24 protein-coding genes are annotated in these 21,402 nt (G+C 49.4%); 9 read left to right on the forward strand and 15 right to left on the reverse strand.

The features are described from left to right. Window positions 1-300: 300 nt before the first annotated feature. A complete protein-coding gene (locus LZ634_RS07055) occupies window positions 301-525 on the forward strand; it encodes a hypothetical protein (RefSeq protein ID WP_234503414.1) in 225 nt (74 codons plus the stop codon). 120 nt (window positions 526-645) lie between these two features. Here the strand turns inward: LZ634_RS07055 and LZ634_RS07060 are convergent, their stop codons facing one another. Further along, a complete protein-coding gene (locus LZ634_RS07060; protein ID WP_234503415.1) occupies window positions 646-1,551 on the reverse strand; it encodes a diguanylate cyclase in 906 nt (301 codons plus the stop codon). Between the two features lie 643 nt (window positions 1,552-2,194). Here LZ634_RS07060 and LZ634_RS07065 point away from each other — a divergent pair. Then, window positions 2,195-2,830 (forward strand): carbonic anhydrase, encoded by a 636-nt coding sequence (locus LZ634_RS07065; protein WP_234503416.1) that lies wholly within the window; start codon window positions 2,195-2,197, stop codon window positions 2,828-2,830. A 76-nt stretch (window positions 2,831-2,906) separates the two neighbouring features. On the opposite strand, the gene LZ634_RS07070 is transcribed toward LZ634_RS07065, so the two are convergent. From LZ634_RS07070 to LZ634_RS07085, 4 genes are all read right to left on the reverse strand, one after another. Next, on the reverse strand, window positions 2,907-3,233 hold the full coding sequence (locus LZ634_RS07070; RefSeq protein ID WP_234503417.1) for a hypothetical protein: 327 nt from the start codon (window positions 3,231-3,233) through the stop codon (window positions 2,907-2,909). A 299-nt stretch (window positions 3,234-3,532) separates the two neighbouring features. Then, complete coding sequence (locus LZ634_RS07075) at window positions 3,533-3,715, reverse strand: DUF1869 domain-containing protein (RefSeq protein WP_061280311.1); 183 nt, start codon at window positions 3,713-3,715, stop codon at window positions 3,533-3,535. A 4-nt stretch (window positions 3,716-3,719) separates the two neighbouring features. Then, window positions 3,720-4,073 (reverse strand): DUF1971 domain-containing protein, encoded by a 354-nt coding sequence (locus tag LZ634_RS07080; protein WP_234503418.1) that lies wholly within the window; start codon window positions 4,071-4,073, stop codon window positions 3,720-3,722. Window positions 4,074-4,103: 30 nt separating this feature from the next. After that, a complete protein-coding gene (locus LZ634_RS07085; protein WP_234503419.1) occupies window positions 4,104-4,430 on the reverse strand; it encodes a DUF1971 domain-containing protein in 327 nt (108 codons plus the stop codon). A 213-nt stretch (window positions 4,431-4,643) separates the two neighbouring features. On the opposite strand from LZ634_RS07085, the gene LZ634_RS07090 reads away from it, so the two are divergent. Continuing rightward, entirely contained in the window at window positions 4,644-4,907 is a 264-nt protein-coding gene (locus tag LZ634_RS07090; protein ID WP_234503421.1) for a DUF2534 family protein, read from the forward strand. A 189-nt stretch (window positions 4,908-5,096) separates the two neighbouring features. After that, window positions 5,097-6,572 carry a GGDEF domain-containing protein gene (locus tag LZ634_RS07095; protein WP_234503423.1) on the forward strand — a complete coding sequence of 492 codons (1,476 nt, stop codon included), beginning with the start codon at window positions 5,097-5,099 and terminating at the stop codon, window positions 6,570-6,572. A 99-nt stretch (window positions 6,573-6,671) separates the two neighbouring features. Here the strand turns inward: LZ634_RS07095 and LZ634_RS07100 are convergent, their stop codons facing one another. After that, window positions 6,672-6,776: a YoaK family small membrane protein gene (locus tag LZ634_RS07100; RefSeq protein WP_100249921.1), complete on the reverse strand. Its 105-nt coding sequence runs from the start codon at window positions 6,774-6,776 to the stop codon at window positions 6,672-6,674. A gap of 47 nt (window positions 6,777-6,823) precedes the next feature. Continuing rightward, entirely contained in the window at window positions 6,824-7,843 is a 1,020-nt protein-coding gene (locus tag LZ634_RS07105; RefSeq protein ID WP_234503426.1) for a sensor domain-containing diguanylate cyclase, read from the reverse strand. 320 nt (window positions 7,844-8,163) lie between these two features. On the opposite strand from LZ634_RS07105, the gene LZ634_RS07110 reads away from it, so the two are divergent. Further along, window positions 8,164-8,412, forward strand: coding sequence for a DUF333 domain-containing protein (locus LZ634_RS07110; protein WP_234503428.1), 249 nt, complete (start codon window positions 8,164-8,166; stop codon window positions 8,410-8,412). A 59-nt stretch (window positions 8,413-8,471) separates the two neighbouring features. Further along, a complete protein-coding gene (locus LZ634_RS07115) occupies window positions 8,472-8,777 on the forward strand; it encodes a hypothetical protein (protein ID WP_234503432.1) in 306 nt (101 codons plus the stop codon). A gap of 31 nt (window positions 8,778-8,808) precedes the next feature. Here LZ634_RS07115 and LZ634_RS07120 read toward each other — a convergent pair whose 3' ends face one another. Then, window positions 8,809-9,153, reverse strand: a complete 345-nt coding sequence (locus LZ634_RS07120; protein ID WP_234503435.1) for a DUF488 domain-containing protein — start codon at window positions 9,151-9,153, stop codon at window positions 8,809-8,811. Between the two features lie 139 nt (window positions 9,154-9,292). On the opposite strand from LZ634_RS07120, the gene LZ634_RS07125 reads away from it, so the two are divergent. Next, on the forward strand, window positions 9,293-10,000 hold the full coding sequence (locus LZ634_RS07125; RefSeq protein ID WP_234503438.1) for a CTP synthase: 708 nt from the start codon (window positions 9,293-9,295) through the stop codon (window positions 9,998-10,000). A gap of 58 nt (window positions 10,001-10,058) precedes the next feature. Here LZ634_RS07125 and LZ634_RS07130 read toward each other — a convergent pair whose 3' ends face one another. After that, window positions 10,059-11,243, reverse strand: coding sequence for a CynX/NimT family MFS transporter (locus LZ634_RS07130; RefSeq protein WP_234503440.1), 1,185 nt, complete (start codon window positions 11,241-11,243; stop codon window positions 10,059-10,061). 99 nt (window positions 11,244-11,342) lie between these two features. Between LZ634_RS07130 and LZ634_RS07135 the strand changes: the two genes are divergently transcribed. After that, window positions 11,343-12,134, forward strand: coding sequence for an AraC family transcriptional regulator (locus LZ634_RS07135; RefSeq protein WP_234503442.1), 792 nt, complete (start codon window positions 11,343-11,345; stop codon window positions 12,132-12,134). Here the strand turns inward: LZ634_RS07135 and LZ634_RS07140 are convergent. The 3 genes from LZ634_RS07140 to dgcJ all read right to left on the reverse strand — a co-directional run bounded on the left by LZ634_RS07140 (window position 12,118) and on the right by dgcJ (window position 14,817). Then, on the reverse strand, window positions 12,118-12,564 hold the full coding sequence (locus LZ634_RS07140) for a DUF441 domain-containing protein (RefSeq protein WP_052281728.1): 447 nt from the start codon (window positions 12,562-12,564) through the stop codon (window positions 12,118-12,120). The genes LZ634_RS07135 and LZ634_RS07140 overlap by 17 nt on opposite strands. 246 nt (window positions 12,565-12,810) lie before the next feature. Then, a complete protein-coding gene (locus LZ634_RS07145) occupies window positions 12,811-13,311 on the reverse strand; it encodes a YbaK/prolyl-tRNA synthetase associated domain-containing protein (RefSeq protein ID WP_234503445.1) in 501 nt (166 codons plus the stop codon). A 33-nt stretch (window positions 13,312-13,344) separates the two neighbouring features. Next, window positions 13,345-14,817 (reverse strand): diguanylate cyclase DgcJ, encoded by a 1,473-nt coding sequence (gene dgcJ, locus LZ634_RS07150; protein ID WP_234503448.1) that lies wholly within the window; start codon window positions 14,815-14,817, stop codon window positions 13,345-13,347. Between the two features lie 352 nt (window positions 14,818-15,169). On the opposite strand from dgcJ, the gene LZ634_RS07155 reads away from it, so the two are divergent. Then, on the forward strand, window positions 15,170-15,319 hold the full coding sequence (locus LZ634_RS07155) for a hypothetical protein (protein WP_234503450.1): 150 nt from the start codon (window positions 15,170-15,172) through the stop codon (window positions 15,317-15,319). Between the two features lie 18 nt (window positions 15,320-15,337). Here LZ634_RS07155 and LZ634_RS07160 read toward each other — a convergent pair whose 3' ends face one another. The 3 genes from LZ634_RS07160 to yeaG form a co-directional block, all read right to left on the reverse strand. Beyond that, window positions 15,338-17,077, reverse strand: a complete 1,740-nt coding sequence (locus LZ634_RS07160; RefSeq protein WP_234503452.1) for an ATP-binding cassette domain-containing protein — start codon at window positions 17,075-17,077, stop codon at window positions 15,338-15,340. A 629-nt stretch (window positions 17,078-17,706) separates the two neighbouring features. Next, complete coding sequence (locus tag LZ634_RS07165; protein WP_234503455.1) at window positions 17,707-18,990, reverse strand: YeaH/YhbH family protein; 1,284 nt, start codon at window positions 18,988-18,990, stop codon at window positions 17,707-17,709. Window positions 18,991-19,141: 151 nt separating this feature from the next. Then, window positions 19,142-21,076: a protein kinase YeaG gene (yeaG, locus tag LZ634_RS07170; RefSeq protein WP_234503456.1), complete on the reverse strand. Its 1,935-nt coding sequence runs from the start codon at window positions 21,074-21,076 to the stop codon at window positions 19,142-19,144. Window positions 21,077-21,402 lie beyond the last annotated feature (326 nt).

Raw genomic sequence — 21,402 nt, forward strand, 5'->3', positions numbered from 1 at the left:
AAGTTGGAGTCATTACCATAAATTCTATCTCTAATGCAAATTACGTGAAAATCGTAATGATGATTCGGTTTTTGTGAAAACCATATAACTTATTTACTTCCCCCATTGGTTGAATTATTAAACGCACACTTGAGTTGAATATCATTCGGCTGTTGCTATAGCGGTTAACCGCTCAAACACTGGCGGTGGTGTTAAGTGTGATTTCAAATACGGTGCTATATAACCAACGGTTTAGGTAATTTTGATAGCTTGCTCACGGTTAACGCCCTAAACTAGCGGGGTAAACATAAGGAGATAGCAATGTTAGAAGGGTACTTCGATCTCGACGGCGCCACCGGCGTTGATGCTGCTGAAAACCGCAAGCGCTTACTGGCCGTTCAGGCTGCTCTGGAGATCTCCAAAGCATCCGTTTCTGCCTCCACCGCAAACTCGGGGATCCGCTCCCAGATGGACCTGCGCAACGTTTCTCAGGAAGTTGCCGCACTGGCTGACGCCATCCAGGATGCGCTGGAAATCAGCGAGTAAATCCTCTTGCCGCCCCCGGGCGGCATTCACCTTTTTTAGCTCTTCTGCAAAACGATTAATAGATGATGCTGGGTTTGAGTCTGGCTGGGATAGCTTTCTGTGGCAGGCTTAGGTAGAAATTCACAGCGGTAAAATCTGGCACGAATCCTCATCCACTCGCTTTATCACGCAACAGTTACGGCCATTGTTTTTGCCGTAGTACATGGCTTCGTCGGCTCGGTTAATTATTTCATGCAGCCCTTCGTGTTCTTGCACTTGTGTCAATCCGCCGGTTACGGTGACTTTCACCGGTTGCCCAGAAATTAGAAAATCCTGGTCAGCCAGGCTGCACCGTATTCTCTCCGCTGCTGATTGCGCTGCAAGCGTGGTCGTCGTTTCCAACAGGATAATAAACTCTTCGCCACCAAATCGATAAAGACGCTCGGTATTGCGAGTGGCTGATTTTAAACGCTGTGTAACTTGTTGCAGTACGAGGTCCCCAGCATTATGTCCCCAGGTGTCATTGATGGATTTAAATCGATCGATATCCATTATCAACACGTACAGGTTGTTGCTGTTTCTCTGACAGCGTGCGAGAAAACCAGGAAACTCCTGATAAAGTAGATGACGTAATGGTAAGCCTGTTAAAGCATCATGCTGATTGCGGTAAGCGAAAAGATACGATTTATACGAATCGATACTGTCAATAAATGCCTGCTGCCGTTCATGGTATTGGCTAACCAATTCTCTTGTTGCCGTCCTGGCAATGACTGCTTGAGCCAGGGTTCGTGCAATATCGTGCATAGCCCGGTGATGACGCTCGATTTCCATCACCATATTCAGGTCAAGGGTATCTCCATGTGTGCGTTGCATTAACCACTGACTGAAATGACATTGCAGATGCGAATCGTTGTCCATGATGTCGCATCCAGCAATACCGCCAAACAGATTCAGACAAAGTAAATCACCAGCCCAAAGGTAATGTTCTTTGATTGCGCTATTCAGTGCAGCAAGTGAGTGGTCAATACCGGTAACATTAATTGGCATAAATTCATTTCCGCATGGCAATATAGGTCGGCTAGATTGGGTAACATTTAAAGAGTAAGCGTATTTGGCTAATGACGGTACAATCATTAATATTATTTACATTGTTTGAATTATCTGATGGTTAATGGGAAATGACTTTTCCGGGGTGGCGGAAGTTAATATTCCGATGTGGAGGGTATTCCAGTGAGAAATGTTCTTCTCTTGATGAGTTAATTTGTTTATCACAACAGTCATTATATTTATTTATCAATCCCTGGTGCACTCCGGGGCTTTTTCATCTCAAGTTCCGGGAATAACTCCTTACTTCTTTTTTGACATAATAACCCTCCTAAAAAATGCCTTTATAGGATAGATAAATCCACTGAGCAAGTATGCTATGTGCATATCCAGTATTTGCATGACCGGGTCCTGATTCGTTTAATTATTCAGCGCTTAGACATGCCGTAGCGAGGGAGTTGTAGTGGATCCAGAACATGCCTGAATAGTGCAGATCGGGGGGACTCACATCCCCGTCGCCCACGTTGTGGCGAACAGGTAATAAATGCGTTAATGAGATTGAACTCTTTCCCTTCTGCGTTCAGGTGGTACACTGAAAATGTGATTTCCATCATGACCTGCGTAAAAACGAGAAAGAGATACTGCTATGCAACATATCATTGAAGGGTTCCTCAACTTTCAGAAAGAAGTTTTTCCTAAACGTAAGGAACTCTTCCGCAGCCTGGCCTCTAGCCAGAATCCAAAAGCACTTTTCATCTCCTGTTCAGACAGTCGTTTAGTGCCTGAACTGGTGACTCAACAAGAGCCAGGGCAACTGTTTGTTATCCGCAATGCCGGCAATATCGTTCCTTCCTTTGGCCCTGAGCCGGGCGGGGTTTCTGCGACTATCGAGTACGCGGTAGTGGCGTTAGGCGTGACGGATATTGTTATCTGCGGGCACTCTAACTGCGGCGCGATGAAAGCCATTGCCACCTGTCAGTGCCTGGAGCCGATGCCTGCGGTTTCTCATTGGTTACGTTATTCCGATGCCGCCAAAGCGGTCGTTGAGAAAAAAACGTTTGATAACGAGACTGACAAAGTGAACGCGATGGTGGAAGAGAACGTCATTGCGCAGCTGAATAACATCAAAACTCACCCGTCGGTTGCTGTAGGGTTGCGTGATGGCGCGATTCGTCTGCACGGTTGGGTATATGACATAGAAAGCGGAGCTATTCGCGCGCTGGAGAAAGATACGAAGAAATTTGTCTCTCTCGCGGACAATCCTCAAGTCTTCTTCGAGTAAGTCGTCGGTCAGTACACAAGCCGCCTGAGCTAAACGTCCCGCATTCTGCGACGGTTTAGTCGGGCGGTTTTTTTGTCTATTTTGTGCAGCGATAAGCTGTGCCGGTGGCTTTGGTTATTCCGGTAACGGGAATATAGCTCTGGCTGGTGACGACCAGCGTGTCGGCCCCGGCTTTTTTCCCTTGCTCTTGTAAATCGTAAACGACCTGTTTACGGGCAGAGAAATATCCCATCCCAAAAGCCCACGCATTACGTTCAGCCTTAACATCCTGTATACGCTGACACTGGCTAAGCGCTGGGTCAGCCACTTCGACAATCTTAACGCCATTAGCTTGCTCAGACTGGCTTGCGCAACCGCACACCGTGAGTATGAAGCCGAGGTTCAACCATACTGATTTCCTCATCCCGTTTCCTCATCGTAAATACCGTTAACGCGCTCGACGCACCAGCGTTAGTTTGGCCCGCCGGGGCGTACGCTGAGGCGATTCGTTGATGATGACATATAAAAAAGGACGCCAGGCCATGGGGTTATCTCGCGTTGGGTGTGTAGTAAACCTGGCAAAATACGACCGGCGAAACGCTCCTGCAAAAGTATTAATGTGCAACAGTGGGATAGGTTGTTCGCATGAATGACGTGGGTAACTAACTGAGAGATAAAACAAAAACGGGAGCAATGAGCTCCCGTTATTTTCAGCGCGACGGGCTACCAGCCACAAACGTCATGTTCGTTTTCGGTATCGTAGGCGCGAACGGTATTGATCAGATCTTTGACCACATCAGCCGCAACATCAGGGACCAGCAGTTCCATCGGTGTCTCGGTTTCATAATCAACAGAAATGCCGTTGCTGTTGTTGGTGACGGTCACCGTGTAGGTTGCCTTACCCATCTTCTTACCCCTTATGCGAATTCACGACTTTGCCCAGGCCTTTACCCTCAAGCGTGGCATCCGGGTCGGCAAAGAAATCGATATTAAAGTAGGTATCTTCCGTCAGCAGTTCGATGCGGTGCCATTTTTGCGGTGGGGAAATACCAAAACTACCGGCTTCAATAACCAGTTCGACATCTGGTTCGGTGGCATCACCGTCAGGGAATCCAAAATAGCGCACGGCACCCTGCATCACGGAAAGGCGACCATATACGTGGGCCTTGGTGTTGTGGTGAGTGAAGAGGGCTTTCGGCGCGGTATCTTTATTCCAGAACGGGGTCGAACGCGAATGAACAAAATTCTCAGGAATACGTAACATAGATGGCTCCTTACTGCATGACCCTAAGGCCTATAGCGATTTCAGCACATCAGCTTCGACAAAGAAGTCGATGTTAAATACGGTATCGTCGGTCATTGTTTCGATGTAATGCCATTTTTCCGGCGGAAAAACGCCAAAGTGACCAGCTTCGATAATCAGCTCATTTTCCGGTTCAGGTGCTGTTTCAGAGGCAAAGCCAAGATAGCGGATGGCCCCTTGATGAACGGAAAGCCGTGGATAAACGCCCTGGCGCGTCCCTTTATCCAGGTGACGCTGGAAAATACCGGCAGGTGCGGTCTCTTTGTTCCAGAATGGTGTGGAACGGGTATGAATACAACTTTGCGGAATGCGTAGCATGTTTCCCCCCTATACGTTGAAAGTATTAAAACATAAATTCCGGCGGCTGTTTATCAGAAAATGCATTTTATATGCAACTTAAAGGTGAGGTTAAATACTTGATCTATCAACGCCGATTTTTGTGAATATTAAGCAACAAAAAACATTCAATTTATGCTTCATTAATGTTACAAATACAGCAAAATATCGTGAGATTCGCGTCGGGAGGATGCAATGATTCTGGAAAAACTGCGTACGCCGAATGGTAAAAAATTCGTGCTGTGTGCGATGGTGATTTTTGCTATCGCCGTGGTGATAGTGGGGCGTGCCACCTTTGGCGGTGTGGTCCGTGAGTATAACTTGCCGTATTCACAATGGACGACGAGCATGTTTGTGCTGCAGGGCGCTATGGTCATGGTCTATAGCACCATTTTTACCGTTCTCTTTTCCATTCCGCTGGGTTTTTTACTCTTAGGTTCTGATAACACGCATAAATGAAACCAGCCAGGCGAGCATCCTGCTCGCCTTCCGGAAATCCTATTGCCATTGCGGCAAAGACCTGACACGATCAAATTCCTGCCTGCGAAAATTATCGTCCATAATGATCACGATACGTAATCAAAACGTGACGCGAGTTGACTGCGTGGGTGGCATTAAAGGTATTTTGGCCATCTGTTCGGGGTGTCGGTGAGAATTATTCAGGATAGTTTACGCAAGAAACAGTCGTTGCTGGCATCGGCAGTAGTGACTTGTCTGCTTATCTGCCTCGCGATCTTTTTCCTCTATCAGCGCGCGTTGTCGCAGGTTAACGAAGGTATCAACGTACTGCAAAACCAGATGATGACCATGTTTACCGATAATGAGCTGATGGCTGAGGCGGCAGGCGTGCGTTATCAGCAGGTTAGCCGTCATTTTCTCTGCGGTGAGGCCGACGTGTTCCATCCGCGGGGCGATGATTGGGGAATCAATGCCATGCCCGGCGCTTTGGATGATAATCATGGTGCCCTGGTGGCAAAGAAGCCGGAACGCAGCGCGCGGTGTCTCTACGTAACGGCGGAATATATCCGTGAGAAAGTCCGCGCGTTGAATCCTGAACAGCACGAGACCCACCGCTATATTATTGATAGCAACGGGCATTGGTTCTACTGGTTTAACGCCGCGGATTCTGTACCGTTCACCTTCAATTCATCGCAGATGGCAAGCAACCCTCGCGCCTTCTTCGCTGAACCTGAAATGTTTTATGACCGGGTGCTGCAAAAAAGCATTCGTAAAAAATCTATTAGCGTCACTAATTTCTACGAAGATAAAATCACCGGCGATAAAGCCTACAGCGTGGTCAGCTATATTTACGACCTCTCCGAGGGGGACCCGAGTAACCATATTATCGGTTATCTGGCCTACGATCTTTCGCGTTCAGAAATACTGCGTATGCTGCAGATTGCGTTTAACCACCAGGTGCCTAAGGGACTGATTCTGGGTTTACAGAGTCGGCAAACGGGCGATGTCATGTGCATTGTTAATAACTGTCGCTGGTTAGAAAACTACCGCATTCACGAAGTATCATCGCGCTACGAGATTAAATATGCGCTACCTACATGGTTATTTATTCTCCATGACGCCAACGCATTAGCCATTCTGGCCATGGCTCCAGCGCTGCTAATTCTGCTGTTCTTCTTGATTCGCTATCACCTGAATCACGCCGATCTGCGTTTTTATCGCGATCCGCTAACCGGCTGTTTTACGCGCAATATTTTTACGCTGATCCAACAACGTTCGCTGCCGTTTATGACGGTGATTCTTTTTGACTGCAATAAATTCAAGCAGATTAACGATAACTATGGCCACAAAGCGGGAGACCGTGCATTACAGGCTATTGCGCAATGTATGCTCAACGACATTCGTGCAAGCGGTGATTGGGTTATTCGCAGCGGCGGCGATGAGTTTATCGTGCTGCTAAGCCGCACGGATATTGCACATGCGCATATGGTGGCGGAGCGGATTGCTGCCAGAATTGCGGTCTTCCCGTTTAGCCCGGATGACAAGCCGGTGCCGCTATCGGTATCGTGGGGCGTTGCACCGTGCGTGGATACGCTGGATGCGGCAATCCAACAGGCTGACGCGCAGATGTATCAGATGAAGGAAAAGCGTGGGGAAAGTAGATAAGCCGCCGCTAAGACGGCTTATTTGAGTCTTACCACCAGCCGAACTCAACGCCGACAACGGTGATGATGGCGATGATAAGCATAATAATCGTGGTCTTTCTCATTGTGCTCCTCCCGGTAGCGCGTAGCCGCCAATAAAGAACCAGCCCAGAAAAATCACCGCGATAAAAAAGATAACGATGGGGAAGGCGATACCCAGTCTCATTGTGACATCCTGATTTCTATTCCTGTATGGCAGGTATGATACTGTAATTAGCCCAACCTCTGGGCGCTAATTTCCGTGCGATGGCGAAATTTCTTGTCCTGATACATTGCGCTATCGGCAGCGCGTAGGGCGCTATCCGGATTCATTTCGTTCGGGTCGATAACAACGGTGCCGATACTGGCTCCTGGATAATGGATCAGCGTATCACCGAGTAAATAATCGCCAATCAGCAACTGACGTAGCGTTTCGGTAAACAGCTCCAGCTGTGCCGTGGTGCGGGACAGCGTCGCGACCATAAACTCGTCACCGCCCAGCCTGCCGAGCTGATCGTCGACTGAAATACCCAGCTTCAAGCGCTGACCAACCTGTTGTAAAAAGGCGTCTCCCGCCTGGTGTCCGTAGAGATCGTTTATTTTCTTGAAGTTATCGAGGTCAATAAACGCCAGCAGCACCCCGTGATTGAGGTGCCGTGCCAGTGAGAACAGCATTTCCAGATTATCAAAGACCGCCCGGCGATTAGGTAGCCCGGTCAGCGCATCGGTGTAGGAGTGGTAAATCAAGGCGGCGTTAGCCTCCTGAAGCTGGGAGACCAGTGACTCTTTCTCGATGTAGCGCGCGATAATACTCGCAAACAGCTGGAGCACCTGCTCGCTGTTAAAGCTCAGCGGCTTCTGCGCGGTGCTGGTGGCACACAATGTTCCATACAACGAACCATCGGTCAGATGAATCGGCGTGCTAAGAAAGGTGGTAATCCCCAACGCCTTAGCGGCGTCACAGTCGCTCCACTGTTCAGGGACGTGATCGCTGTAGAAACAACGATCGTCCATCGCCCGTTTGCACAGGGTGTCGCCCCACGGCACGGATAAATTTTCCGGGATGACCATATCACCGCTATTACGTGAATAGACAATGTGCTGCAGCTGGGCCTGAGTATCAATTTTCGTCAGATACGTTGATTCCATATTGGTAACCAACTCGAGCATTTCAAGCAGTTGGCGAACGAGACTCTCTAATGACTGTTCCGTAGCAAGTGTTTGCGATACCCGGGCAAGAATTATATCTGACATGAAAACGACGGTCTCCGATGAAGATGTGAGTGATAGTGTATGATCCTGGACGAAATCGGATTATCTAAATTTTATACATTATGTATCGAGAAGGTAAGCACCCTGTCATCAAAAGGTGTCTTATTGCAGAATATCGCGGGCGTGCTATAGATAAAAAAAGCCCCATCGGGGGAGATGGGGCAAAAATAACTCATTGATTATGGAATGTTCTGTTCTCTGGTCAGTTGAGAACGAGAGCTACTCTACGTCGCAAAAGTGTAGCTAAAATGAAGAAATTATGGAGTTTAAAGCTAAACTCCGGCGGAAAAAAAGGAAGAGTTATGTCGTATCGTTTGTGTTTATTGTTGCCTCTGTTCCTGGCGGGTTGTGCTAAACCGGCCGTCCAGGATGCGCCGAAACCGCCGCAGGTGGGTATGGCAAATCCTGCTGCGGTTTACTGCCAGCAGAAGGGGGGAGAAAGTATTCCGCAGGTCAATGCCCAGGGGCAGTACAGCCTTTGCAAATTGCCAGGCGGTGAAACTCTCGAAGAGTGGGCGCTATGGCGTCGCGATCATCCGCAGAAAAAATGACAGCCAATGGCGCTTCCAGTAAAATACGTCCCAGGATAAATCTGAGTAACGAGAGACGTATGTTTTCGCTAAAACCGGGGACCACTGCCATTATCATTGGTGCCCGTACCGCTGCTGGCCGCGCCAATATTGGTAAGAGCGTGGAATTGTTTGCGCTGATTAACCCCGGAGAACGCTGTCTGAACCCGGTGAATGGGGTGATGACGGAACTGGCCGCCGACGCGCCGCGCGCGCTGTGGTTAGTGACCGGCGATGTCAGCACCGGTGAAGGACAACACGGTTTTGCATTTGTACGTGCGGAGTATCTGCTGCCGTTAACGCCGGACGCGCTGCCTGCGCAAGAGCGCGCTGCGCTGGTGGGATAATAACGCGACGTCTTCAGACGTCGCGAGCGGGTTATAAATTTTTCAGCCAGTCGGCGAGTACGCGGGCGTGATTTTGCGTCGTGTTGGTGGCGGCGTAAATCAGCGTCAGCCCCCGTTTCTCGGCAATTTCCGCCAGACGCAGCCCGTCGTCGCGATGGTGAGAGAGTTCTTCGCGATAGTGCTGGCAGAATGTCGGAAAGTCGATGACTTCGCCGTGGTAGGCTTTACGAAGTTCGGCCGACGGCGTCAGATTTTTGCACCACTCATCGTAGACAAGGTCCTCCTTTTTGATGCCGCGCGGCCAGAGCCTATCAACCAAAACGCGGTAGCCATCGTCAGGTGTTGCGTCTTCATAAACGCGTTTACACTGGATCATATCCTTCCTCCCTTTATCCTTTTTTGACCATACCACAAAGAATGATGGGGTTCGCTATCTGGGTGTTGCTATTGCCCGCGGAGATCGCTAGTCTGAGGCTCCTTATGCTGTTTGTTAATGCCTGCACATAAGGACTCTCATGGAAAACGCTGCTGCAACTCCCTCCCTTCGTATCGCCCTGGTTGGCGACTATAATGCCGATGTCATTGCACATCAGGCGATCCCTTTGGCTATTGATGACGCTGCGGCGGTGCTGGATCTTGCCGTCGAGTATGTTTGGCTCGCCACCGAAGACATTAAAAGTGCCGATGATTTAGCCGACTATCATGCGCTCTGGCTGGTGCCTGCGAGCCCGTATCGCAATATGGAAGGGGCATTGACGGCGGTACGCTACGCCCGTGAAAACAGCCTGCCGTTCCTTGGCACCTGCGGTGGTTTTCAACACGCTATCGTGGAATATGCGCGCAACGTGATGGGCTGGGAAGATGCCGCTCATGCTGAAACTGACCGTGAAGGGCGGATGGTGATTGCGCCGCTGACCTGTTCGCTGGTGGAAAAAACGGACACCATTGAACTCCGCGCGAACACGCTGATAGCCCGCGCCTACGGCCGCGATAGCATTGAAGAGGGTTATCACTGCAATTACGGTATTTCCCCTGACTTTGCCGCTGAGCTGGAAACGCAGCCGCTGCGAGTTACTGGCTGGGATGATAACGGTGATATCCGTGCAGTCGAGCTGGTTACGCATCCGTTCTTTGTGGCGACGCTGTTCCAGCATGAGCGCAATGCGCTGGCCGGGCGTCCGGCTCCGTTGGTACAAGCGTTCCTGTATGCCGCGGCACAGTAATCGATAGATGGCCTGATGGCGCGATAGCTGCGCGCCATCAGCTTTACCTGAGTGAGCATTACCCGCCGTTAATTTCCCGGTTACGCCCCGCGAACCCGCCAAATACCGCCATCACTAGCGCCAGCGCTGCCACACAGAAAAGTGAAATATGCCATGAGCCGCTGGCATCATGCATTTTGCCCATCAGCGGCGGCCCACATGCAGCCAGTAAATATCCTACCGTTTGCGCCATGCCGGAGAGCGCGGCGGCCTGGTGCGCGGAGCTGGCACGTAGCCCGATAAAGGTCAGCCCGAGAATCATCGTCGCGCCGGAGCCAAAACCGTACACCACCGTCCAGATCACGGCCTGTGCAGGTAAAAAAATGTAGCCCAGCATACTGACGGCGCACATGAGCGCGGAGAGGATGGCAATCCCCCGCTGATCTTTTAACCGCAGCAGAATCAGCGGGACGACAAAACCAGGGACCGCCGTCGCCAGTTGCAACAGGCCGTGCAGAGAACCCGCCTGCGCTTCGCTATAGCCCTGGCTAATCAGAATGGCGGGGAGCCAGCCGATAATCACGTAATAGACCAGCGAATTAAGCCCGAGGAACAGCGTCACCTGCCAGGCGAGCGTTGAGCGCCAGATCCCGCGATTATGCGCCGCACCGCTACCGGAGATGGTGGTGTTTTGCGTCGTCCGCCACTGTGGCAACCAGAACAGCAGCGCCAGCAGCGGAAACACCATCAGCGCCAGCAGCGCGCCGCGCCAGCCAAAACCGCTCAACGCAATGGGGACCACCAGCGCCGAGCCGAGCGCGGCGGCTACCCCCATCGTCACTGAATATGCCCCGGTAAATTTTGCCACCTGAGTTGCGAAATCGCGCTTAATTAAGCCCGGCAGCAGCACGTTGCCCAGCGCGATCCCGCAGCCAATCACCGCGGTACCCACGAACATCAGTAAAACGGAGGGCAGGGAACGGACCGCGATACCAGCGCAAATCAGCAGCATGGCGATAAACAGGCTACGCTCCATGCCAAAACGGCGAGCAATCCCGGCCGCCAGAGGAGAGACAAGGCCAAATGCCAGCAATGGCAGGGTGGTCAGCAGCCCGGTCAGCGCCGTCGTCAGACCGTAGTCGGCGCGAATAGCATCGAGCAGCGGAGCGGCTCCGGTAAACGTCACGCGCAGCGTCGCGGCAATCAGTAAAATACCAACAATCAGCAACCAGCGTTGGCTGGAAGAAGGAAGTGTTCGAGACATAATCTTCTCAACGAAAAAATGGGAGGGCTACAATACCGGGTTTAGCCTTTGTTTAAATCAAGCTAAAATGACAGATTATCGCTAAAATCGGACAAAAACATGCTGGGACTTGGTTTAGACGGCTATCACCCGGATAGTCATCGGGATGCCGCCGTTGCTTTTGGAATTCAGGTGGTGGAAGGAGAGCAGTATATTCCCGAGCATCAGCACCGGAAGGGGCAACTGATCCTCGCCCTGCATGGCGCCATCACCTGCGAGGTGGAACATGCGTTATGGATGGTGCCGCCGCAGTTTGCGGTGTGGGTCCCCGGCGGGGTGCCGCACAGTAACCGCGCCACGCCGCAGGCGAAACTGTGCTTTTTGTTTATTGAGCCCGGTGCGGCGAAAATGCCCGCGCATTGCTGCACGTTGAAAATCTCACCGCTGGTGCGTGAGCTGATTCTGGAACTGGCCCAGCGCGATGAGGCGGCACGCCAGACCCCGGTGTCTCAGCGTCTCATTCAGGTGCTGTTTGATGAGCTTCCACAGCAGCCGGAACAGCAGCTACAGCTCCCTGTTTCGACTCATCCCAAAATTCGTCAGATGGTGGAGATGATGGAGGCTGAACCCGCGCAGTGGCAAACGCTGAGTCAGTGGGCTAGCCGTTTTGCGATGAGTGAGCGCAACCTGGCCCGGCTGGTGGTGAAAGAGACCGGGCTGAATTTTCGCCGCTGGCGGCACCAGCTACAGCTGATTCTCGCGCTGCAAATGCTGGTGCGCGGGCTTAATGTCCAGCAGGTTGCGCTGTCGCTGGGCTACGATTCCACCACCGCGTTTATTACCATGTTCCGCAAAGGGCTGGGGCAAACGCCGGGGCGGTATCTGGCGGAGCTGACTACGACTTCCCAATAAGCAGCGACACAAGGCCTGCGGCGATCAATGGCCCCACCGGTACGCCGCGAAATAGCGCGACACCAAGTACCGTGCCTATCAACAGGCCGGCAACCAGATGCGGCTGGCTGCCCATCAGGGTTACGCCGCGCCCGCCAAGCCACGAAACAAACACCCCAACGGCGATCGCCACCAAGGATTTCCAGTTAGCGAACGAGTGCAGCAATGTGCTGGCAGGTAGCGCGCCGCTGGCAATGGGGGCCATTACGCTGATGGTCAGAATGATGATACCGATGCTCAGCCCCTGTTTTTCCACCCATGGAAAAAACACGCTGAGCGGGGTAACGCGGATAATAATTAAAACCAGAATAGAGACGGCAACGGTGGTGTTATGGCTGACAAAACCAAGCGCCGCCAGGCCCAGAAGGATAATCAGGGTGGTATCGAGCATACAGAGGTAATCCTTGCAAAAATCAAAAAAAGACGCTGCTACGCATTGTACTGTTGCGAGTCGGCAGGCGGTTTTACCTGTCGGACGCAGGCTTGCGTAATCCCCTTTACTGTACGCAACTGCGCGCAACTAAGCAGGTCTTTTTCAATTTTTGCAGAGGATTTCAGGCATTTGCCTGATTATTCCGCTAACAGGGCGATTAATGGGTGTCCCTGGCGAATAAATAGCTTAATCGTCTCCAGACGCTCAGGCCTGACGATGAAACGCAACCAGCTCCGGTTGAGCGATGCGCAGATAGTCTTCAGTGTTAAGAATCACGGATTTCTCAAGGCTACCGGCGTTGAAAGCAATCTCAGCAAAACGGTCAAACAGCAACGGGTCGGCGACTAGCCGGAGCGCGCTGTGGAAACTAAACGGCGGGATGGCACCAAACACGCAGCCGGTGAGTGCATTGACTTCCGCCGGGCTCGCCAGCGAGGCTTTTAGCCCCCCAATATGCTGTGCCAGTTGGGCAAGATCAGCCTGCTGGTCGGCGGGCAGGATAGCCAGCACGTGCTGGTTTACGCCATTGCCTTTGACTTTGCACACCAACGCTTTGGCACCCTGACCCAGCGCAGTGCCGCGGACCTCAGAAACAGCTTCACATTTACCGACGGCCTCATGGGTCATCACACGATAGCGGGCGTGCTGTTCATCAAGCAGCGCGATAAGCTGCTGGTGAATATTTGGCGATACCGGGGGGATCATATTTGCTCCAGTGAGTAGTAACGGATTATTCGACTACGTGTCGCTTTTTTTGTCCAGATAGAGGCGTTCATCGGCAATCTTCATGGCTTCATCGAGGCTATCGCCAGCGCACATCTTGTACGCACCCCACGAGAAGCTAACGCGTTTATCATGGTCGATGAGCGCTAGCTGTTCCTTGATGCGTTGCGGGATAAGCCGGGCCTCTGCCTCTTCGTAGTCCACCAGAATGATACAGAATTCATCGCCACCAAGACGAACACCGTAGTCACTTTTACGAATGGAAGCCGAAATTGCCTGCGCCAGCATGATAATAGCGCGGTCACCTTCATCGTGACCCCAGGTGTCATTGATCTGTTTGAGCTTGTCGCAATCCAACGCGATAACCACGATACCGGCACCCTGTTCGGTCAGGCGCTGCAGGCGCATGCTTTGCACCTGAGAAAGAATTTTACGGTTGTACAGCCCGGTTAGCGCATCGCTGATGTTCTCTTTGCTGACCGTGCGATAAAGCCGGAAATGCGTGCGTACCAGATGCAGTAAGGCGAGGGTGGTCACCAGGTAGAACAAGAATAGCTTCCACGAACTCAGCAGAAAATAGGTCACATCAAGCGACAGAGTCACGTTCATGTTTTCCGCCAGCGGACGCGTGTATTGAACGTAGTTCAACAGGTGCGCCGCGCTGCGATGCACCCTGATGTGCGCGTTGGTATCCGAGTCCGTGAACATGATGTCCAGATAGCGCCACACCAACGGGCGATCGTGGGTATAAAAAATTCCGCGCATATCCTGACGAGAGAGGTCAACCATGACGATGCCTTTCAGTTGTTCATGCTGATAAACCGGCGTCAGGAAAGTTAAGATATTCTTACGGGTAAAGGTGTCCACGTAGATACTGGAAACGACCGTTCGGCCAAGAAATAAATTCTCCAGGCTCGCCGGGGAAATTCCGAGGCGTTTGCCGTAGATAAAATTCCAGCTGGTTAGAGTGGGATCGGTAATGACCACCGGAGAATTGAAATAAATATATTGATTCATTAAATCAATATAATAACGAAAATGTTTATTTGGTTTCGGCTCGTTAGGCAGCGTTGGTTTCCAGACGGTATTATTGGCAATGGCCTGGTCAAACGCTTCTAAAGCGGGAAGGTCATTCACCCATTGTGAACATGGTGTTTTCCCGGAGGTGAGCGAACCGTCTAGCGGTGCGTAGGTATGGCCGTCAATGTTCAAACCGCTGACCTTGCCGCGATGCTGCACGCTGGCACAAGCGCGCACTGCCGCTTCAGCAGTAGGGCGTTCATCCATCTTTCTGGTGAACTGCGATATAATCAGCTGGTTCTGATATTTATCATAGAGAAAGGCCGATTCTCCCTTGTCTATGATATATCGCATATAATCAGACATATCCCGATGCGTGGCGATCAATTCATAGATCAGGAATGAAGAGGTGAGTATCACTACGCCACCTGAGATGACGAAGCGTAGTATTTTGTTCTGCAGTTTCATGATGAAATTATTTATTCTTCCGTGGCAGCCGGAATTTTATCATGGGGGGGGCGCTATCACTAGTCATACATTAGCAGTAGAAATGTTTTGCAAACAATGGCGATAAAGCTGTCTCCAAAGAGACAGCCTGGGGAGGGTTATTTGTCGGCACCCTGTTTGTGGCTCAACTATATGTTTTAAAAAGATTTGTGCTCATTGATAAATTTCCTTTCCCCAATATCTTCCCAGGGTGGGACGTGAAAAGTAGGACGCTTTCATAGGGTAACGTCAAGGCGGCTGAACCAATGGAAAGTTGCGCAGCGTTCATCACTGCTGAGAGCGGAGGGGGACCTGTTCAATAGAAAGCGGGATCTTGATAGATCGTGATGCGATTATTGAGAGTCTGGAAGCGAAGCGTAAGGCCGTGGTCAATCTGTACCATAAAGAGGCGGCTGATCTGACGCCGAAAGAATACCGGCTGATGGCTGAGCATCCGGAAATCTCAAAAAGTGCGTGGAACTAAAACTGGTGTACCTACGCTTCATTCAATATCATCATTACTCCCTACGGAAGGGAATTGTGACATCCACATTTCATAAAATTTTTCTTTACGTTTAATTAAATAATCAAAATCACCTTCCTCAATAATCTTACCTTCACTCATGACTATTATCTTATCGAAGTGTTTAATTTTCCCAAGTCGATGTGTCACAGCTACAATAGTTGAATCCAAAGATAATATTTTATTAAAGAGTTTATATTCAATTTCAGGATCTAGTGAAGATGAGAACTCATCGAAAATAAAAAGATCTGCCTTTCTGAATAATGCTCGTGCAATAGCTAATTTTTGCCATTGGCCTACTGAAATTTCGCTTCCTCCAAATCGTTGACCTAATTTCCTTGATGGATCAAGATCTAATTCTACCTCTGACAATAAATATTTAATATCATTGTCATAATTAAAATCATTCGAGTATTCAAAAGCAATGTTTTCTTTCACGGTAAATTCGTAGCGACCATACTCTTGAAATACTGTAGATACAGTATCACGATAAGTATCTATATCAAGGTCTTCTAAATACACTCCAGATATACGGATAGAACCTTTTTCAGATTCATATAATCTCAAGATTAATTTTAGCAATGTTGTTTTACCACTACCATTATCACCAACTATGGCTATTTTTTGGCCTTTTTCTATGTTTAGACTTAAATTGTCGATTGTCGGTTTTATCTGATTTGGATAAGTGTAAGTTAATTTCTTGATTTTAATATCATGAGAGCCTGTTTTTTCAAGCCTGGTCTTTCCATTTTTAGCTGGTTCGAGAAACTCGTGCATAAATTGGTGATAGGCCTTAAAAAAGCCTGTAAGGGAGAAAATGTGCCCTCCGTTTGATGCCATATCATCCAAATATGTTTTTAGCATTATTACAGACTGTAATGCTACAGCAATAGCACTAACCTGAAGATTGCTCTCTCGTAGTGATATAAAAAATAAATACATACCTATTAATAAGAGTATAAGACTTAATACAACCATGGGAATTGGCATTAATAATGCGTATACTCGCTGTTTATGCATACTCTTATGCATGTTTTCAGCAGCGCCAACGTATTTTTGTATTAAATACTCTCCTAGTTTGTATATCCTTATTTCTTGCAAATGATTTTTCTGCATGCATGCATCAAAAACATAGCGCATTACAACTGACTCTTTTGTGTTAACTAAGAGATTTTTCCAGTTCTTTTGTTCAACCTTTATATTTATCCATAGTAATGGAACTACAGATATAGAACATACTACCAATCCTATTCCTGAGTACTTTAGTAATACAAAGGCTAGCCCACAAATAACAATAAAAGATCTCAAAAGGAATACAAAAGTTATTATGAAGTTCAAGGGGCGATGACTTGCCTCCCTTCTTAATAACTCCAATTGTTCATGTTTTTCCTTCTCTTCAAAAGGAGTCAATGTAAGAGTTTGGTTCATTCTACGCATGATATTTTCATTGAAATATCGTGTGGTTATTTCATTAACATCACCCTGTACGAGGTTTACCAACGGCTGTATGCACTGCACGCCGAGTAATGTTAGACACCACAAACCTATTGTAAAAATAAACTCAACCTGTTCGAAGTCGTTCATCTGAATAGAATTTATAATTTTCCCGGTAAACATTACGTTTACCGCAGGTAGAACTCCTTGGATCCCTAAAAGCATTAATAATACTATGATTCTTGCTGGGCACGACATGAATATATACCTTAGTGCCAAAATCATAATTCAACTCCTTTTGTATTATCTGTGCTTATAATACGGAAATTATTATTTAAGTTTAATAAAATATAATCATCATAATATGAATGTATATTACTATCCGATGTGTAATCAATTGTCAACAAACGATAATGATAATCATTGCTATTTTGTGTGGCATTGATAACAATACCTATCAGTACTCTGATGGAGAAGGGATGCTCCTGCTGGGGGCGAGGGTCAATGGAACGAAAACGGGCGAATAGTTCGAGGCCAGGAATGAGCACTATCAGTAAGTGCTCACCGTGGATTGGATGACATCCCGCACATTGCTAGCGCCGGAGGCAAAAACTTGGTCGTTGGTATCGCTGTAAAAGGACGGTACGCGTGTATTTTTCTAGATGAGGTAGTTCACATGATATAGTAGGCATACAAATCAGGTGTAATAAATTGTTTTATATTGGTTTTTTATTTTTTACGGTATTATCCGAGTATCTGCACCCCGACAGAAAATGATGGTGAGTTAACCGTTTTTTAAATGCAATCTTTCCCCAAAACGAAACGCAATCTCCTGAATATAAAGAGTTTATTTGTATACTGTTAATCAAGTAAAATCAGCCAGAAAACTAAGTTAACTGGCTAATTTTAAAGTGTTAATCCTTGATTGTGCTACCCTGTTTGTGGAAAAGTTCGCGGAATACCGGGTAGATATCTTCTTGATCGCGAATATGTTGAATCGCAAAGTTATCGAACGTTTGCTGCAGATGCTCGTACTCGCGCCATAGGGTCTGATGCGCCCGACGGGTGATCTCGATATAGCTATAGTAGCGCACCACCGGCAATATCTTTTTCGCCAGAATCTCATGACACAGCGGCGAGTCATCGGCCCAGTTATCGCCATCGGAAGCCTGTGCTGCATAAATATTCCATTGCATGGGGTCGTAGCGCTCCTTCACCACTTCATCCATCAACTTCAGCGCGCTGGAAACAATCGTGCCGCCGGTCTCCTGCGAATAGAAGAACTCATGCTCATCGACTTCTTTGGCTTGAGTATGGTGGCGAATATAGACCACTTCGACGTTTTTATAGGTTCGGCTCAGGAACAGATAGAGCAGAATATAAAAGCGTTTGGCCATGTCCTTGGTCGACTGATCCATGGAACCGGAGACGTCCATCAGGCAGAACATTACCGCCTGGCTGGAAGGTTCCGGACGTTTTTCGTAGTTCCGGTAACGCAGGTCAAAGGTGTCGATAAACGGCACGCGGTCGATTTTAGCCCGCAGCTCGGCTATCTCTTTACGTAAGCGCTCCTCTTCGAGTAGCTGCGCGGGTTCGCTTTTGGCGACTTCATCAAGCGTCTCTTCCAGCGCGTGCAGTTCACGGCGCTTGCCTGCCGTCATCGCCGTACGGCGGGCAAGCGAGTTTTGCAGCGAACGCACCACGCTAATATTTGCGGGTACACCATTGGCGGTATAACCGGAACGGTGGGTTTTATACTCGGTCAGTTGACGCTGCTGATTGCGTTTGAGATTGGGCAGCGCCAGGTCTTCAAACAACAGATCCAGATATTCATCTTTCGATATCTGGAACACGAATTCGTCCTGGCCTTCACCGTCGGCGCTGGCTTGTCCCTGGCCGCTACCGCCGCCACCTCCACCGCCTTGGGGACGTTCGATACGGTCATTCTGGACAAAATGGTCATTCCCGGGATGTACCCGGTGGCGTAATCCGCCGCGTCCCTGATGGAACATCGGCTCGCTGATATCATCCGTCGAAATAGAAACGGACTCACCGCTGTCGACGTCAGTTACCGAACGTTTATTGATGGCTTCGGAGATCGACTGCTTAATTTGCGCTTTATAACGGCGCAAGAAGCGCTGGCGGTTAACCGCGCTTTTGTTTTTGCCGTTCAGACGCCGGTCAATGAACCAGGTCATAAGCCCCTCCTGAACTGCTTTGCCAACTCATACACATCATTCTTCACGTTATCGTGGCGGACTTTTCGCCGTCATTGTGCGCGAGCAATGCGTGTATCGCCGTGCCTGGGCCCGGTCAGCAACACCGTTGCTTCCGGGCCATTTTTGGCTGTTATGATGATTTACGTACGCGTAGATACCATTCACATAACAGGCGAACCTGTTTACGGGTATAGCCTTTTTCCATCATCCGATCGACGAAGTCGTCATGCTTTTTCTGTTCATCGGTTGAGGTTTTTGCGTTAAACGAAATCACCGGCAGCAGCTCTTCGGTATTCGAGAACATTTTCTTCTCAATAACCGTGCGCAGCTTCTCGTAGCTTGTCCAGTTCGGGTTGCGGCCATTGTTGTGGGCACGGGCGCGCAGCACAAAATTGACAATCTCGTTGCGGAAGTCTTTCGGGTTACTGATCCCGGCAGGCTTCTCGATTTTTTCCAGTTCGGCATTCAGCGATTCACGGTCGAACAGCTGTCCGGTATCCGGGTCGCGATACTCTTGATCCTGAATCCAGAAATCCGCATAGGTGACGTAGCGGTCGAAAATATTCTGACCGTACTCGGAGTAGGACTCCAGATAGGCGGTCTGAATCTCTTTGCCGATAAACTCGGCGTATTTCGGGATCAGATAGCCTTTTAAGAACTCAAGGTAACGCTCGGACTGTTCTTGCGGGAACTGTTCGCGCTCGATCTGCTGTTCCAGTACGTAGAACAGATGTACCGGGTTCGCCGCCACTTCCGCGTGATCGAAGTTAAAGACTCTGGAGAGGATCTTAAAGGCGAAACGGGTAGAAAGACCGTTCATGCCTTCGTCAACCCCCGCATAGTCGCGATACTCCTGATACGACTTGGCTTTCGGGTCGGTGTCTTTCAGGCTCTCGCCATCGTAGACGCGCATTTTTGAGTAGATGCTGGAGTTTTCCGGCTCTTTCAAACGCGACAGAATGGAGAAGCGCGACAGGGTTTCGAGGGTTCCCGGTGCGCATGGCGCATGGGTCAGCTCACTGTTATTAAGCAGTTTCTCGTAAATCTTGATCTCTTCGGAGATCCGCAGGCAGTAAGGCACTTTGACGATATAAACGCGGTCAAGGAACGCCTCATTGTTTTTGTTGTTACGGAAGGTCACCCACTCAGATTCGTTGGAGTGCGCCAGAATAATACCGTTAAACGGCAGGGCGGAGATCCCCTCGGTGCCGTTGTAGTTACCTTCCTGCGTGGCGGTCAGTAATGGATGGAGCACCTTGATAGGCGCTTTAAACATTTCGACAAATTCCATAATCCCCTGGTTTGCACGGCACAGTGCGCCGGAATAGCCGTAGGCATCCGGGTCGTTCTGCGCGTAATGCTCCAGTTTACGGATATCGACTTTACCCACCAGTGCGGAAATGTCCTGATTGTTCTCGTCGCCCGGCTCGGTTTTGGCAATCGCAATCTGTTGCAGAATAGACGGCCACACTTTCACTACCCGGAATTTGGTAATGTCACCGCCAAAATCCTGCAGGCGCTTGGCGGCCCACGGCGACATAATGGTGCCGAGATAGCGCGTCGGGATGCCGTACTCTTTATCCAGAATCTGCGCGTCTTCCTGTGGATTAAACAGGCACAGCGGATGGTCGTTGACCGGGCTGCGCTCACCGTTAGCGCTCAGCACGTAGATAGGCACGCGCTGCATCAGTGATTTCAGGCGCTCAGCCAGCGAGGATTTACCGCCGCCGACGGGCCCCAGTAAATAGAGGATTTGTTTCTTCTCTTCGAGCCCCTGGGCGGCGTGTTTCAGGTAGGAGACAATTTGCTCAATGGCCTCTTCCATGCCATAGAACTCTTCGAACGCCGGATAGCGCCCGATGACTCGGTTCGAAAAGAGACGGGAAAGCCGCGGTTCCTGAGCCGTATCAACCATTACGGGCTCACCAATAGCTGCTAATAGCCGTTCTGCCGCGTTAGCATAGGCACTGCGATCTTGCTTACATACAGCGAGAAACTCCTGCAGTGTGAACTCTTCGTCCTTGGCAGCTTCATAGCGCTGGCGATAGTGATCGAATATATTCATGGCATGCCGTCCTTTCATTTTTTTAGCACAGGTTAAGAGCCATTGGTATGAATAGTGTGGGCTCCCGGAAGGGGTACGCCGAACGGCGCTCACTGCATCATCCAGCAACCCGTGTGCCAGGTTGACGGAGCAATTAACGCGAACGTGCGTGGCGATGACACCTTCTAAAAATAAGCGTAGATGGCATTTGCAAAACTTGCATGGCGATAAAAACGAATTTCAATGACATATCAATAACTCATCAATTAACACGCCATTAAATTTTTTAATCTTTTTTACTCTTTCATATAGCCGTCACGAATTTGCAAGTGATCTTGACCCTCCAT

Source organism: Kluyvera intermedia (assembly GCF_021440345.1).
In the GTDB taxonomy this organism is placed as follows: domain Bacteria; phylum Pseudomonadota; class Gammaproteobacteria; order Enterobacterales; family Enterobacteriaceae; genus Kluyvera; species Kluyvera intermedia_A.

Coding starts and splice junctions, on each gene's coding strand:
- LZ634_RS07125 (WP_234503438.1), top strand. CDS start 9,293: ATGGAAAACGCTGCTGCAACTCCCTCCCTTCGTATCGCCCTGGTTGGC.
- LZ634_RS07065 (WP_234503416.1), top strand. CDS start 2,195: ATGCAACATATCATTGAAGGGTTCCTCAACTTTCAGAAAGAAGTTTTT.
- LZ634_RS07105 (WP_234503426.1), bottom strand. CDS start 7,843: ATGTCAGATATAATTCTTGCCCGGGTATCGCAAACACTTGCTACGGAA.
- LZ634_RS07100 (WP_100249921.1), bottom strand. CDS start 6,776: ATGAGACTGGGTATCGCCTTCCCCATCGTTATCTTTTTTATCGCGGTG.
- LZ634_RS07135 (WP_234503442.1), top strand. CDS start 11,343: ATGCTGGGACTTGGTTTAGACGGCTATCACCCGGATAGTCATCGGGAT.
- LZ634_RS07055 (WP_234503414.1), top strand. CDS start 301: ATGTTAGAAGGGTACTTCGATCTCGACGGCGCCACCGGCGTTGATGCT.
- LZ634_RS07090 (WP_234503421.1), top strand. CDS start 4,644: ATGATTCTGGAAAAACTGCGTACGCCGAATGGTAAAAAATTCGTGCTG.
- LZ634_RS07120 (WP_234503435.1), bottom strand. CDS start 9,153: ATGATCCAGTGTAAACGCGTTTATGAAGACGCAACACCTGACGATGGC.
- LZ634_RS07110 (WP_234503428.1), top strand. CDS start 8,164: ATGTCGTATCGTTTGTGTTTATTGTTGCCTCTGTTCCTGGCGGGTTGT.
- LZ634_RS07070 (WP_234503417.1), bottom strand. CDS start 3,233: ATGAGGAAATCAGTATGGTTGAACCTCGGCTTCATACTCACGGTGTGC.
- LZ634_RS07145 (WP_234503445.1), bottom strand. CDS start 13,311: ATGATCCCCCCGGTATCGCCAAATATTCACCAGCAGCTTATCGCGCTG.
- LZ634_RS07075 (WP_061280311.1), bottom strand. CDS start 3,715: ATGGGTAAGGCAACCTACACGGTGACCGTCACCAACAACAGCAACGGC.
- LZ634_RS07060 (WP_234503415.1), bottom strand. CDS start 1,551: ATGCCAATTAATGTTACCGGTATTGACCACTCACTTGCTGCACTGAAT.
- LZ634_RS07080 (WP_234503418.1), bottom strand. CDS start 4,073: ATGTTACGTATTCCTGAGAATTTTGTTCATTCGCGTTCGACCCCGTTC.
- LZ634_RS07115 (WP_234503432.1), top strand. CDS start 8,472: ATGTTTTCGCTAAAACCGGGGACCACTGCCATTATCATTGGTGCCCGT.
- LZ634_RS07085 (WP_234503419.1), bottom strand. CDS start 4,430: ATGCTACGCATTCCGCAAAGTTGTATTCATACCCGTTCCACACCATTC.
- LZ634_RS07165 (WP_234503455.1), bottom strand. CDS start 18,990: ATGACCTGGTTCATTGACCGGCGTCTGAACGGCAAAAACAAAAGCGCG.
- LZ634_RS07160 (WP_234503452.1), bottom strand. CDS start 17,077: ATGATTTTGGCACTAAGGTATATATTCATGTCGTGCCCAGCAAGAATC.
- yeaG (WP_234503456.1), bottom strand. CDS start 21,076: ATGAATATATTCGATCACTATCGCCAGCGCTATGAAGCTGCCAAGGAC.
- LZ634_RS07130 (WP_234503440.1), bottom strand. CDS start 11,243: ATGTCTCGAACACTTCCTTCTTCCAGCCAACGCTGGTTGCTGATTGTT.
- dgcJ (WP_234503448.1), bottom strand. CDS start 14,817: ATGAAACTGCAGAACAAAATACTACGCTTCGTCATCTCAGGTGGCGTA.
- LZ634_RS07140 (WP_052281728.1), bottom strand. CDS start 12,564: ATGCTCGATACCACCCTGATTATCCTTCTGGGCCTGGCGGCGCTTGGT.